This window comes from Yoonia sp., from assembly GCF_046292185.1.
Taxonomy (GTDB): domain Bacteria; phylum Pseudomonadota; class Alphaproteobacteria; order Rhodobacterales; family Rhodobacteraceae; genus Yoonia.
Genome location: NZ_JBKBQY010000005.1, coordinates 34,881 through 47,067, shown reverse-complemented (window position 1 = coordinate 47,067; position 12,187 = coordinate 34,881). Strand labels below are relative to the sequence as shown.

At 59.9% G+C, this 12,187-nt stretch carries 13 protein-coding genes; 7 read left to right on the top strand and 6 right to left on the bottom strand.

Annotated features, from left to right (window positions below; all coding sequences use genetic code 11):
• Positions 1–37: 37 nt before the first annotated feature.
• The 4 genes from serA to ACK4TM_RS02025 all read right to left on the bottom strand — a co-directional run bounded on the left by serA (position 38) and on the right by ACK4TM_RS02025 (position 4,859).
• Positions 38–1,630: a phosphoglycerate dehydrogenase gene (serA, locus tag ACK4TM_RS02040; protein ID WP_409695952.1), complete on the bottom strand. Its 1,593-nt coding sequence runs from the start codon at positions 1,628–1,630 to the stop codon at positions 38–40.
• A 54-nt stretch (positions 1,631–1,684) separates the two neighbouring features.
• Positions 1,685–2,824, bottom strand: a complete 1,140-nt coding sequence (locus tag ACK4TM_RS02035; RefSeq protein WP_409695949.1) for a phosphoserine transaminase — start codon at positions 2,822–2,824, stop codon at positions 1,685–1,687.
• 146 nt (positions 2,825–2,970) lie between these two features.
• On the bottom strand, positions 2,971–3,735 hold the full coding sequence (locus ACK4TM_RS02030) for a class II aldolase/adducin family protein (protein WP_409695946.1): 765 nt from the start codon (positions 3,733–3,735) through the stop codon (positions 2,971–2,973).
• Positions 3,732–4,859, bottom strand: coding sequence for a TauD/TfdA family dioxygenase (locus tag ACK4TM_RS02025; RefSeq protein WP_409695943.1), 1,128 nt, complete (start codon positions 4,857–4,859; stop codon positions 3,732–3,734). Before ACK4TM_RS02025 ends, ACK4TM_RS02030 begins: the two co-directional genes overlap by 4 nt.
• A 127-nt stretch (positions 4,860–4,986) precedes the next feature.
• Here ACK4TM_RS02025 and ACK4TM_RS02020 point away from each other — a divergent pair, with 127 nt between their 5' ends.
• From ACK4TM_RS02020 to ACK4TM_RS02010, 3 genes are all read left to right on the top strand, one after another.
• A complete protein-coding gene (locus tag ACK4TM_RS02020) occupies positions 4,987–5,892 on the top strand; it encodes a LysR substrate-binding domain-containing protein (RefSeq protein WP_409695940.1) in 906 nt (301 codons plus the stop codon).
• 142 nt (positions 5,893–6,034) lie between these two features.
• Positions 6,035–6,910: a phosphoserine phosphatase SerB gene (gene serB, locus ACK4TM_RS02015; RefSeq protein ID WP_409695937.1), complete on the top strand. Its 876-nt coding sequence runs from the start codon at positions 6,035–6,037 to the stop codon at positions 6,908–6,910.
• 39 nt (positions 6,911–6,949) lie between these two features.
• Complete coding sequence (locus tag ACK4TM_RS02010; protein ID WP_409695934.1) at positions 6,950–8,071, top strand: trans-sulfuration enzyme family protein; 1,122 nt, start codon at positions 6,950–6,952, stop codon at positions 8,069–8,071.
• Here the strand turns inward: ACK4TM_RS02010 and ACK4TM_RS02005 are convergent.
• Complete coding sequence (locus ACK4TM_RS02005; RefSeq protein ID WP_409695931.1) at positions 8,068–8,442, bottom strand: rhodanese-like domain-containing protein; 375 nt, start codon at positions 8,440–8,442, stop codon at positions 8,068–8,070. The two genes, ACK4TM_RS02010 and ACK4TM_RS02005, sit on opposite strands and share 4 nt — an antisense overlap.
• A gap of 107 nt (positions 8,443–8,549) precedes the next feature.
• On the bottom strand, positions 8,550–9,236 hold the full coding sequence (locus ACK4TM_RS02000; RefSeq protein ID WP_409695928.1) for a response regulator transcription factor: 687 nt from the start codon (positions 9,234–9,236) through the stop codon (positions 8,550–8,552).
• Between the two features lie 153 nt (positions 9,237–9,389).
• Here ACK4TM_RS02000 and ribA point away from each other — a divergent pair, with 153 nt between their 5' ends.
• From ribA to ACK4TM_RS01980, 4 genes are all read left to right on the top strand, one after another.
• Positions 9,390–10,469, top strand: a complete 1,080-nt coding sequence (gene ribA / locus ACK4TM_RS01995; protein ID WP_409695925.1) for a GTP cyclohydrolase II — start codon at positions 9,390–9,392, stop codon at positions 10,467–10,469.
• Between the two features lie 175 nt (positions 10,470–10,644).
• Complete coding sequence (locus tag ACK4TM_RS01990; RefSeq protein WP_409695922.1) at positions 10,645–11,139, top strand: L,D-transpeptidase; 495 nt, start codon at positions 10,645–10,647, stop codon at positions 11,137–11,139.
• A 48-nt stretch (positions 11,140–11,187) separates the two neighbouring features.
• A complete protein-coding gene (locus ACK4TM_RS01985; RefSeq protein WP_409695919.1) occupies positions 11,188–11,691 on the top strand; it encodes an RNA pyrophosphohydrolase in 504 nt (167 codons plus the stop codon).
• The gene (locus ACK4TM_RS01980) at positions 11,691–12,185 is read left to right on the top strand and encodes a hypothetical protein (RefSeq protein ID WP_409695916.1); all 495 of its coding nucleotides are present in this window, start codon (positions 11,691–11,693) and stop codon (positions 12,183–12,185) included. The genes ACK4TM_RS01985 and ACK4TM_RS01980 overlap by 1 nt, the downstream gene beginning before the upstream one ends.
• Positions 12,186–12,187 lie beyond the last annotated feature (2 nt).

Sequence of the window (12,187 nt, the reverse complement as noted above, 5' to 3'; positions counted from 1 at the left end):
GTCCCCCGCGCCCTGTCAGGCGCGGGGGAAGGATTGCTCAGATATCAAACCGCAGCGGCTTGACCTGCTTGAACTTGCCTGTCGCTTTCAGCTCTGAAATCGCGGCCTCTGGCAGTGGCTCGTCAAGGTACAGAAGGGCAATCGCCTCGGCCTTTGCCTCGGCGCGGCCCAGGGTGAAGTTGGCGATATTGACGTCGTTGTTGCCAAGGATCGTGCCCAGCAGGCCGATGATCCCGGGGGTGTCGTTATTGGTCGTATAGGCCATATGCGCCCCGATCTCGGCATCGATATTGATGCCCTTAATCTGGATGAAACGCGGTTTGCCATCGCTGAACACGGTGCCCGCAATCGACCGTTCCCGACTTTGGGTGACAACAGTGACTTTGATATAGCCGTCAAATGTGCCGGACTGGTCCTGCTTGGTCGTGGAAATCTTGACGCCGCGCTCCTTGGCCATCACCGGCGCCGACACCATGTTCACGTCCGGGTTGGTTGCCTTCATGATGCCTGCGACCGTCGAGGCCGTCAGCGCCTTGAGGTTCATTTCACTGGCTTCACCGTCGAACAGGATATTGATCGCCACAATCGGATCATCCGTCATCTGGCCGATGAAATTGCCCAAATGGCCGGATAGGGCGATCCATGGCCCCATGATCTTGGCTTCTTCCGCCGTGACGGACGGCATGTTGAGCGCATTGGTCACGGCCCCGGTCAGCAGGTAATCCGACATCTGTTCGGCAACCTGCAAGGCGACGTTTTCCTGTGCTTCGGTGGTCGCCGCACCCAGATGCGGGGTGACGACGACATTGGGCAGGTTGAACAGCGGGCTGTCGGTCGCAGGTTCGACGGCAAAGACGTCGAAGGCCGCACCGGCAACATGACCCGCCTTCAGCGCATCAGCGAGCGCCTCTTCATCCACCAATCCACCACGGGCGCAGTTGATGATACGCACGCCTTTTTTCAGCTTGGCGATGTTTTCGCGGGACAGGATGTTCTTGGTCTGCTCGGTCAGCGGGACATGCATGGTGATGAAATCGGCTCGCACCAGCAGATCGTCGAGTTCGACCTTTTCGACGCCGATTTCCGTGGCGCGATCCTCGGACAGAAAAGGATCGTAGGCCACGACCTTCATCCGCAGACCCAGCGCGCGATCAATCACGATCGACCCGATATTGCCCGCACCGATGACGCCCAGTGTCTTGCCGGTCAGTTCCACGCCCATGAAACGGGATTTTTCCCATTTCCCGGCATGGGTGGATGCGTTCGCTTCGGGGATCTGGCGCGCGACGGCCATCATCAGCGAAATCGCATGTTCGGCGGTCGTGATCGAATTGCCGAAAGGCGTGTTCATCACGATGATGCCCTTTTTCGACGCGGCGGGGATATCGACGTTATCGACACCGATGCCAGCGCGCCCGATCACCTTGAGGTTGGTGGCAGCAGCGATGATCTTTTCGGTCGCCTTGGTGGCGGACCGGATCGCCAGGCCGTCATAATTGCCGATGACTTCGAGCAGCTTGTCCTTGTCTTTGCCAAGGTCAGGCTGAAAATCCACGTCAATGCCGCGATCCTTGAAGATCTGCACGGCGGCGTCGGAAAGTTTGTCGGAAATAAGCACTTTGGGGGCCATGATGGCGCTCCTCTATCAGAATGGGGAAAGGGAAGCCGGGGTAAAAACCCCGGCCTACGCGTTGATCTCGGCCTCGAACGCCCAGGTGAGCCAGGGCAGCATCGCCTCGATGTCGGAGGTTTCCACCGTCGCACCGCACCAGATCCGCAGACCGGCAGGCGCGTCGCGGTAAGCCCCGATATCCAGCGCGATATTCTCGGCTTCCAGCCGTTTCGCGACAGCCTTGGCAAAGGCCGCACCATCTGTGATCCGGTCATCGGTGAATTTCAGACAAACCGATGTATTGGACCGTGTCGCCGGATCAACCGCCAGATTGGCGATCCAGTCATTGGCTGCGCAAAAGTTAAAGATCGCGCGCGCATTGGCATTGGCGCGGTGAATCAGCGCATCAAGGCCACCGATGGACCGGCCCCATTTCAGCGCGACCAGATAATCTTCGACCGCCAGCATCGACGGCGTGTTGATCGTCTCACCTTTGAAGATTCCCTCGATCAGCTTGCCCTCGGATGTCAGGCGGAAAATCTTGGGCAGCGGCCATGCGGGGGTATAGCTTTCCAAGCGCTCCACCGCGCGCGGGCTGAGGATGAGCATGCCATGTGCGGCCTCCCCGCCCATGACTTTCTGCCAGCTGAAGGTGGTCACATCCAGCTTGTCCCAAGGCAATTCCTGCGCAAAAGCGGCAGATGTCGCATCGCACAAGGTCAGTCCCGCACGATCCGCTGGGATCATATCGCCATTGGGCATCCGCACGCCGGATGTCGTGCCGTTCCATGTAAAGCAGACGTCATTGTCATAATTCAGCGCTGCCATATCGACGATTTCGCCATAAGGCGCTTCATGCACGGTGGCGTCGATTTTCAACTGCTTGACCACATCGGTGACCCAGCCTGCGCCGAAACTTTCCCAGGCGACCATTTCGGCAGGGCGTTCGCCCAGCAGCGACCACATCGCCATTTCATATGCGCCGGTATCAGAGGCTGGCACGATCCCGATGCGGTAATCGGCAGGCACGCCAAGGATCTCGCGGGTCAGGTCAATCGCCTCGGCCAGTTTCGACTTGCCAACGCTGGCGCGGTGCGACCGGCCCAAAGGGGCGTCGCGCAGGTCATCAAGTTTCCATGTGGGGGGTTTGGCACAAGGGCCGGAAGAAAAACGCGGGTTTGCCGGCCGCGCGGTCGGTTTGGTCATAACCATTTCTGGTATCCTCTCAGATATATGCCCTTCGTTGGGGAAGGGTGTCCCAAGACGGCACCTACAGAAACCCAGAAAAAACAGCAAGCCCCCTTGATGATCGCGCGACTGAATTGTGTAGCGGCGTTCGTTGATCAGCTCTGTGCGGATCAGTTGCGCCAAGACGGGTCGGTTTTGTCCAGTTGCGATTTGAGATAGTCGAAATGCGCCGTCGCCATCCCACGGTAATCGTGCCAACCCTCTGCCGTCTTTTGTGCCACCTCATGCGACAGCACGTTCAGGGGCTGGCCGCTGGCATAGGCAAGCATCAGCGTTTGCGCGGCCTTCTCGAAGAAATAGAGTTTTTCAAAGGCTTCGGCCACCGTCGCGCCGCTGACCGAGACGCCGTGGTTGCCCATCATGAGGCAGGAATGGTTGCCCAGTGCCGCGGCAAGCCGCACGCCTTCATCGGCCTGATCGGCAATGCCCCCAAAATCCGTGTCGATCGCCACATCGCCGTAAAAACGCGCGGTGTTGTTGTCCAGAGGCAGCATCGACGGGTCCTTTAGCACCGACAGCGCCGTCGCATAGGGCGTATGGGCATGGATCAGGACCCGCAGTTCGGGCCGAAGCCGGTGGATCGTGCCATGCACAGTCCAGGCCGATGCATCCGGGGCATTCGCGCGCTGCATCACCCCCGTGTCGTCGGCATCCAGAAGCAGCAGATCGCTGGCACGGATCGATCCGAAATGACGCCATTTCGGGTTCATCAGAAAGCGTTTCCCATCCGCCGACACGGCGGCGCTGAAATGATTGCCGACGGATTCATGCCAGTTCATCTGCGCGCAGAGACGAAAAGCTGCGGCCAAATCCAGCCGCAGATTCTGCAGCTCCGTGCCGTTCAGGTCGTCGGCTGGGTTGGCCGCCTCTTTCATTTGAACCGTCCCTCGCTCATGATCGCGCGGTAGGCGCTGCGCATCTCACCCCGGTCGGAATAGCAGCCGCGCAGATAACGTTCGCCGCTGGTCGCACTATAGGCAGCGCGGCCATGCACGATCCGGTGATTGTCAAAAACGATACATTCCGAGGCATTCAGCCGGAAACGCATCATATACTTATCCGATTGCAGCAAGCGCCCGAACTTGCAGAACGCGGGATAGTAATCGTCGAGGAATTCCTGCGGCAGATCGAAAATATCCGCCATGTGCTGGCTGATCGTCACGCCGGACACCTCGCCATGCTCGTCAAGTTCGATCACCCTTTGCCGCGCGCGCATGTCGTAATGGTCATGTTCACAGTAATAGGGAATGTCTGTTTCTGACAGCAGCCGAAAGGCCTCGGGATCTTCGCGGTGCAGGTCATTCGCCACCGCCATACCATCAAGAAACAGGTTCAGCCCGCCTTCGACGCTGTTGGCACGGCAATGCAGGAACTGCATGCCGGGGGCCATGTCTTCGGCTGGGGTGTCGGTGTGCATCTCAAGTGCCTTGGCGGTATAGGCCAGATTCGTCGGCTTGATATGGGTCCTGACATCAAAGAAATCGCCAAAGAAGGTTGGGCGCACATGGCCGATCAATCTGACCGTCTCGGTCAGCCCCTCGTGGCTGTCGGGCATGTCGGTCACGACGGCCACGCCTTCGGTCAGCAATGCTTCGATCCAGCGCGCAACCTCGGTCTTATCCGCCATTAGCTTGGGCTGCGAAAAACGGGCGACCGTGGCATAATGATCGCCAAACCAGGCCCGGCGCGGCATGTCGGCGGGATCCTTGCGGCGTTCGCCCGTGGCATAACTTTCAAGAAATTCCATGGAATAAGTCGAGACATGGCCATCGTTCCAAACCACGGAAAGGCCATCTGCCGCCAACTCTGCCTTTTGTGGATGTGGCGGTTTGTCGAGATGGAAGATATCGAACGTGCGTTCGCGCGTCTCGCTGTCAAACGAACTGGGGCAGTTGTCGCGCAACCAAAAGTAATTGAAATAACCTGTCTGGCCCGAAGCCAGCGGAACGCGAAGCCCCTTATCCTCGACCATCACCGGCGTATCGATCATGATGTTCATAGCGTGTTTCCTTATGCAGCGTTGCGCGTGGACCAGATCGCGGATCTGATGTTTCAACGATGATAGGGGCTGGATCGCAAAAACAGAATGCGGTAAATACTATCCCTAAGTTAACCGTAGGATTATGATGGCCTTGCACCGCCTGCCTCCCCTTCGCCTGTTTGCGGTATTCGAGACCGTGTTGCGCACCGGCAGCCCGACGCGGGCGGCGGCAGAGTTGAACGTGTCGCAACCGGCCATCAGTCAGGCAATCAGAACGCTGGAGACTCACGTCGGCGTGCCTTTGCTGGACCGCCGCAGCCGGCCCCCGACGCTGACTGAGGCAGGGCGTATCCTGCAGCGCGCCGTGACCGATGGTCTGGGACGGATCACCGAAGCGATAGATCAGATTAAGGCGCTGCAGATCAGGTCGATGGGGTCGGTGACAATCGCCTGTTCGGTCGGTACTGCGACTTACTGGCTGATGCCGCGCCTAACCGAATTCTACATCGATCATGGCGATCTGTCAGTGAACGTGATGACCACGGCGCAAAGCGCGCCTGCCTTCATGACGGGTATCGACCTTGCCATTCGCTATGGTCTGGGCGGCTGGACAGACGGTCGCGTCGTCAAACTGTTCGAAGAAAGCGTCGTGCCGGTCTGCCATCCCGCCCTTCACCAGAAGGTGGTCGCAGAAGGATCTGGTTTCAGCGATCTTCCCCTGCTCCACGTCAATTCCGGAGAGGTTAATTGGCTCAGCTGGCGGGACTATCTGCGTTTGGTAAATCAGCCAGAGCCACCGGGGCCTGGCCGCAGTTTCACCAATTATGTGCAGGCCACGCAGGCCGCGTTGGACGGGCACGGTGTCATGCTGGGCTGGGATTCGAACACGGCCGACCTGATCGCGCGCGGCAGATTGGTGGCGCTGCCCTTTCCGACCGTGCAGCCCAAGGAAGCCTTCTATCTTGTCACCCCGCATGACAGCGAGGATCAGCCTGCCGCAAAAGCAGTGATCGACTGGCTTTTGCGCTCGGTCGCGGCGCAGGCATCATAAAGCCTGCCGCCGAAAACGCCCGCCAGATCGCAGCCACCGACTACTTTCACAATCGGGAAAATACAGCTAGACCGCCGCGTACCCGCATCTGCATTCCCTTTGCTGCGGCTCGGAAACTGCGCCCCGGAAAGGATGATACGACATGTTCACCGCGACCTTGCTGACAAATCCCGTGGCCCGCGGCCTTGACCCAGCCTTGGTCGAGAATTTGCGCAATGCCTGGGGTGGGGGCGATGCGCTCTGGCTCGCGCCGGATGAGGCTGCGGAATTTGCACTGCCGATCATGCCGGGGAACAGTTGGGATGTCTGGGACGATCTGCAGAATCAAGGCGTCGATCTGGTGGTCCAGCCTGCGCAGAACCGGCGCAAAAAGATGCTGCTGGCCGATATGGACAGCACGATGATTCAGCAGGAATGCATAGATGAATTGGCGGACGAGGCAGGGGTAGGGGCCCATGTCGCCAGCATCACCGCAAGGGCGATGAATGGCGAACTGAATTTCGAATCGGCATTGCTCGAACGTGTCGGACTGCTGCGCGATCTGCCGGAAAGCGTGATCGCGCATGTTTTGGCGACCCGCATCACCTATATGCCCGGCGGTGCCATGCTGGTAAAAACGATGAAGGCGCAGGGGGCCTATGCGGCGCTGGTCTCTGGCGGGTTCACTGCCTTTACCGCATTGGTCGCGGCAGAGCTGGGCTTTGATGAAAACCGCGCCAATACCCTGCTTGTCGCGGACGGCCGGCTGACCGGCGACGTTGCCCGTCCGATCCTTGGCAAGGCCGCCAAAGTCGCCGCTCTGGACGACATCACAGCGCGTCTGGGGATCGCACCGGCTGATGTGCTGGCCGTCGGTGACGGGGCCAATGATCTGGGTATGTTGTCCCGCGCGGGGGCAGGCGTGGCGCTGCACGCCAAACCGGCGGTGCAGGCGGAATGCAATATCCGGATCAACCATGGTGATCTGACCGCGCTGCTTTATATCCAGGGCTACGCGCGTTCAGAATTCGTGATCTGAGGGCTTGCGCACGAAGCTGAGACTGCGCCAGATGGTAGCATGAAAAAGCCATTGAACCCCGCCACCATCGCCGCGCATGCGGCAGGTGCTCTGGACCTGCAATCGGGCGGCGTTGTGCCGGCCTTCCAGCCTTCCACTACCTTTCTGCGCGACGAAGATTATGCGCTGATCCGGCCCGACAACATTTACTCGCGGGATAATTCAGACAATCTGCGGCAGGCAGAGGCGGTGATCCGCGCGCTGGAAAACGCGCAGGACACGCTGCTTTTCCCCTCCGGCATGGCAGCGATTGCCGCCGTGTTCCGCGCATTGCCCAATCGGGCCACGGCGATCGTGCAGTCGGGGATTTATTGGGGTACCACCGCATGGGTCCGCGATTTCTGCGCGCGGCGAGAGATCATCCTGATCGAAGTCGCAGCCGCCGATCTGATCGCCACCTGTGCTGCGCAACCCGCCAATCTGGTGCTGATCGAAACGCCGTCCAACCCATGGTTGCTGACGGTCGATATCGCCGCCGTCAAAGCGGCGACCAACGGCATTGTGCTGGTCGATAGCACGGCGGCGACGCCGATCCTGACCCGCGCGCTGGATCACGGGGCGGATATCGTCATGCATTCCGCAACAAAGGCGATCAACGGCCATTCCGATGTGCTGGCAGGGGTGTTGTCCACGCTCCATTCCGAGGCCGGTCTCTGGCAGGCGATCAGGACCGACCGCAGGATGGCCGGCGCCATTCTCGGCCCGTTCGAGGCGTGGCTGCTGACGCGTGCGATGCGGACCTTGCCCTTGCGGATGGAAAGGATGTCAGAAAATGCGCTGGCGCTGGCGCATTATCTTATGGGCCACCACGCGGTCGCAGATGTCTATTACCCCGGCCTGCCGCATCATTCGGGCCATGACGTAGCGCTGCGGCAGATGCAGGGCGGCTTTGGCAGCCTGTTGTCTGTGCTGGTAAAAGGGACACGGCAAGATGCGTTGCGCGTGACGGGCAAGTTCAACCTTTTCCTGCGGGCCACGTCACTGGGTGGAGTCGAAAGTCTGGTGGAACACCGGCACACGATTGAACCGCATACCGGCATTCCGGAAAACCTGATCCGCGTCAGTGTAGGGATCGAACATATCGACGATCTGATCGCGGATTGGGAACAGGCGCTGGGTTAGTCTTCGACCGGGCCGCCGGCCTCTTTCCAGTCGGGGAAACCGCCGACATTGGTGACTTTGGTATAACCCATGTCCTTGAGCGTCTTGCCCGCCAAAGCGGCCTGCCCACCGGCACCGCAAATCAGATAAAGATCGGCATTCTTGTCGAAAATCGGTTTGTGAAATTTTGTCTCTGGATCGGCGGCGAATTCGATAAAACCGCGCGGCACACGATGCGCACCCTTGATCGTGCCGGACTTGGCGATATCGCCGCTGTCGCGCACATCGATGAATGTGGCGTCGCCGGAGTCGTGTTTCGCTATCGCGTCCTGGGCGCTGATGCGCGGCACTGCGGTATTGGCTTCGTCAAGGTACGTCTGTGCGGTTTTCATCGCTCTCTCCTCTTTAAGTGAAACATCTGTGGAAAAAACGCCCGGGCACAAGGCCCGGGCAGTCCAACAGAGAGGTTGGTGATATGACCCGATCACCGGCGGGATAGTTATGAAACCAGTCTGTAGCCACCTTGTTCCGTCACCAAGAGGCGGGCGTTCGACGGATCGGGTTCGATCTTTTGCCGCAGCCGGTAGATATGGGTTTCCAGCGTATGGGTGGTGACCCCGGCATTGTAACCCCACACCTCGTGCAGCAGGACGTCGCGGGCGACGACTCCATCGGTGGCGCGATAAAGGTATTTGAGGATGTTGGTTTCCTTTTCGGTCAGCCGCACCTTTTTGTCATCCTCAGTAATCAGCATCTTTTGCGCGGGCTTGAACGTATAGGGCCCCAGCTGGAAAATCGCGTCTTCGGATTGTTCATGCGTACGCAACTGGCTGCGGATACGCGCCAGCAACACCGGAAACTTGAAAGGTTTGCTGACATAATCGTTCGCCCCGGCATCAAGGCCAAGGATCGTGTCAGCATCGCTGTCCTGCGCCGTCAACATGATGATCGGTGATTTGACACCTTGCTTACGTAGACGGCGGCACAATTCACGACCATCGGTGTCGGGCAACCCCACATCAAGGATCATGAGGTCGTACAAGCCTTCCTTGGCTTTCGTGATGGCGCTGGCACCGTCATCGGCCTCGAATACGTCGAAATCTTCGGTCATCAATAATTGTTCGCCCAGCGCCTCGCGCAGGTCGTCATCATCGTCCACCAACAGTATTTTTTTGAGTTGCCCCATGACATCCTCCGTCATTACGTCACTGATCTGTGAACAAGTAACGTTTCAAACAAGATTTCCGGTCCCGGGCTCACACGGACGTGTAGTCAGGCGGGGTTTTGTTTCACTTCCGGCTGAAAAGCGCTATCAGGTGAAACAATTGACAGGTGGCTTATGGCAGGTTTCTCTCCCGACATCACGGAACGTCTGGCGCGCGCGCGGGCGGATTTACGCATGGGCGTGCCCGTCGTGCTGGAGGGTGGCGCCGCAGTGCTGGCAGCCGAAACGCTGGATGCGGATCGTCTGGCGCATCTGCGCACATTGGGCGGTGCGCCGGTGCTGGCGATCACCTCATGGCGGGCCGAAACGCTGAAGGCACGCGCCTATGACGGTGATCTGGCCCGGATCATTCTGCCCGCAGATGTGGGCCTGTCCTGGGTCCGTGCTGTCGCTGACCCCGCTGACGATCTGCGCGCCCCGATGAAAGGCCCGCTGCGCAGCGCACGCGACGGTGACGCGGCCTTGCACCGCGCCGCGATTGCGCTGACCAAGGCCGCCCGGCTTTTGCCTGCCGCGCTCGTCCTGCCGCTGGATGATGCGGCGGGTTTTGCCCGCGCGCATGACCTGACCTTTCTGCCGGGGGCCGCAGCGCTCGGCACCGATCTCAGCCCGTTCAGCCCCGTGATCAGCGCCCGCCTGCCGTTGGAAGTGTCCGAGGCGGGGCGCCTGCATATCTTCCGCCCCGACGACGGTGCCGAAGAACATTACGCCGTCGAGATCGGGCAACCCGACCGCGCCGTCCCGGTGCTGTCGCGCCTGCATTCGGCCTGTTTCACCGGCGATCTGCTGGGATCGTTGAAATGCGACTGCGGCCCGCAATTGCGCGGTGCGCTGGCGCAGATGGGGGCCGCAGGGGCAGGGGTGCTGCTCTACCTCAATCAGGAAGGGCGCGGAATCGGGCTGGCCAACAAGATGCGCGCCTATTCGCTGCAGGATCAGGGCTTTGACACGGTCGAGGCCAATCACCGGCTTGGGTTCGAGGACGACGAACGCGATTTCCGCATCGGCGCGGAGATTTTGAAGAAAATGGGCTTCAACGCCGTCCGCCTGCTGACGAACAACCCTGCGAAGGTTGACCGTATGGAAAGCTGCGGGATCAAGGTGGTCGAACGCGTCCCGCTGAAAGTGGGCGAAAACCGGCACAACCTGGGGTATCTGGCAACAAAGGCCGCGAAATCGGGGCATTTGTTGTAGGTACCTGCGCGGCTCAGACGGGATGTATCCTTACCATCAGAACCGTTATGCTCACCACCCCGGCGTGACGGCCAAAAAGCCGCAAAGCGAGGTCAAGCAGCGTCGCGACGATGGTGTTCCCTTTCCGGCAACTTGCCTGCTGACAGATGCGCTCAGCGGCGCTATCTCTCGGCCCATGAAACCCACCGATATGGTCCTGACCCCCACCCACCTGCGGTTCCTGAACCGGCGCTTTCCCTGCACCATCGGGCGCGGTGGGCTGACCAACCGCAAGAAAGAAGGCGACGGCGCAACCCCGCGCGGCACGCATCGACTTGTCGGGATGCTTTACCGGCCTGACCGAATGGCGCGACCCGCCGATTGGGCATTGCCGATCAAACCGTTCGATCTGTGGTCCGACGATATCCGCGACCCTGACTACAACATGATGGTCCGCGCGCCACACGCCTACAGCCACGAACGCCTGCGCCGGGCGGACCCGATGTATGACGTGATCATCCTGACCGGCTGGAACTGGCCGTATGCGGTCAAGGGGCGCGGCTCTGCGATCTTCATCCATCAGTGGCGCGGGCCGGGGCGGCCCACAGCGGGTTGTATCGGGCTGGCGCGTCGCGATCTGCGTTGGATCGCGGCTCGCATCAGGTATGAAACACGGCTTGTTATCGCATAACCACTGGACCTTATGCCTATCTCTTGGTCAAAGCATCAGGAGCAGACAATGAAACACCAAGGCCCGTTCATGACCATCGATGAGATTGCGAATCTTCCCTATCGCCCCTGCGTCGGCGTCATGCTGATCAATCCGCGCGGGCACGTCTTTGTCGGCCAAAGAGTCGACCGCGACACCGACGCCTGGCAAATGCCGCAAGGCGGTGTCGACAAGGGCGAAAACACACGCGACGCTGCCCTGCGCGAATTGTTGGAAGAAACCGGCATCACCCCCAATCTGGTCAGCATAGAGGCCGAAACCGCAGGCCTGATCCCCTATGATCTGCCCGCTGAACTGGTGCCGCATATCTGGAAAGGCCGCTACCGGGGGCAGGAACAGAAATGGTTCCTGATGCGCTTTCACGGCCAGGACAGTCAGATCGACCTGCAGACCGAGCACCCCGAATTTTCCGCGTGGAAATGGGTGCCGCCGGCCGATCTGGTCGCAGGCATCGTGCCGTTCAAACGCGCGGTCTATGAACAGGTGCTGGCTGAATTCGCGGGTAAGCTTTGATGCGCGTCCTTATGCGGAAAGGCAGCTTTGCACTGACGGCGGCGCTGCTCGTCGTCGCGGGCCAGGTGCAGGCGCTGAGTTGTCTGGCACCAGATGCAGTCCGCACATTTATAGAACTTGATGCGGCGTCAGAAACCTACGTCGTCCTGCACGGAAGTCTGTCGTTCGACGAAAACAATCTGCCGCCCTTCGTCCAGGACGACCCTGTGCCGGACCCTGCGCCAATCATGGCAGAGTTTACCGGCAAAGGGCTGACGACCGACGGCTTTACCTTTGATTACACGGGGCCGGTGGTCTTGCAGGTCACCTGCGCGGGCCCGTGGTGCGGGACAGCGCAAAGTGATCAGGATGCTGTCATCTTTGTTGCCGCCGATGAAACGCCTGTCACAGTGACCGCAGATCCATGTGGCGGACGGTTGTTTTATAATCCCACGCCAGAAACAATCGCGATGCTGACATCCTGCATGCAGGGCGGCGCCTGTTCACCGGAATAGGT

Excerpts from the sequence above, each read along its gene's own strand:
- serA (WP_409695952.1), bottom strand. The coding sequence starts at position 1,630 with ATGGCCCCCAAAGTGCTTATTTCCGACAAACTTTCCGACGCCGCCGTG.
- ACK4TM_RS02035 (WP_409695949.1), bottom strand. The coding sequence starts at position 2,824 with ATGGTTATGACCAAACCGACCGCGCGGCCGGCAAACCCGCGTTTTTCT.
- ACK4TM_RS02030 (WP_409695946.1), bottom strand. The coding sequence starts at position 3,735 with ATGAAAGAGGCGGCCAACCCAGCCGACGACCTGAACGGCACGGAGCTG.
- ACK4TM_RS02025 (WP_409695943.1), bottom strand. The coding sequence starts at position 4,859 with ATGAACATCATGATCGATACGCCGGTGATGGTCGAGGATAAGGGGCTT.
- ACK4TM_RS02020 (WP_409695940.1), top strand. The coding sequence starts at position 4,987 with ATGGCCTTGCACCGCCTGCCTCCCCTTCGCCTGTTTGCGGTATTCGAG.
- serB (WP_409695937.1), top strand. The coding sequence starts at position 6,035 with ATGTTCACCGCGACCTTGCTGACAAATCCCGTGGCCCGCGGCCTTGAC.
- ACK4TM_RS02010 (WP_409695934.1), top strand. The coding sequence starts at position 6,950 with ATGAAAAAGCCATTGAACCCCGCCACCATCGCCGCGCATGCGGCAGGT.
- ACK4TM_RS02005 (WP_409695931.1), bottom strand. The coding sequence starts at position 8,442 with ATGAAAACCGCACAGACGTACCTTGACGAAGCCAATACCGCAGTGCCG.
- ACK4TM_RS02000 (WP_409695928.1), bottom strand. The coding sequence starts at position 9,236 with ATGGGGCAACTCAAAAAAATACTGTTGGTGGACGATGATGACGACCTG.
- ribA (WP_409695925.1), top strand. The coding sequence starts at position 9,390 with ATGGCAGGTTTCTCTCCCGACATCACGGAACGTCTGGCGCGCGCGCGG.
- ACK4TM_RS01990 (WP_409695922.1), top strand. The coding sequence starts at position 10,645 with ATGAAACCCACCGATATGGTCCTGACCCCCACCCACCTGCGGTTCCTG.
- ACK4TM_RS01985 (WP_409695919.1), top strand. The coding sequence starts at position 11,188 with ATGAAACACCAAGGCCCGTTCATGACCATCGATGAGATTGCGAATCTT.
- ACK4TM_RS01980 (WP_409695916.1), top strand. The coding sequence starts at position 11,691 with ATGCGCGTCCTTATGCGGAAAGGCAGCTTTGCACTGACGGCGGCGCTG.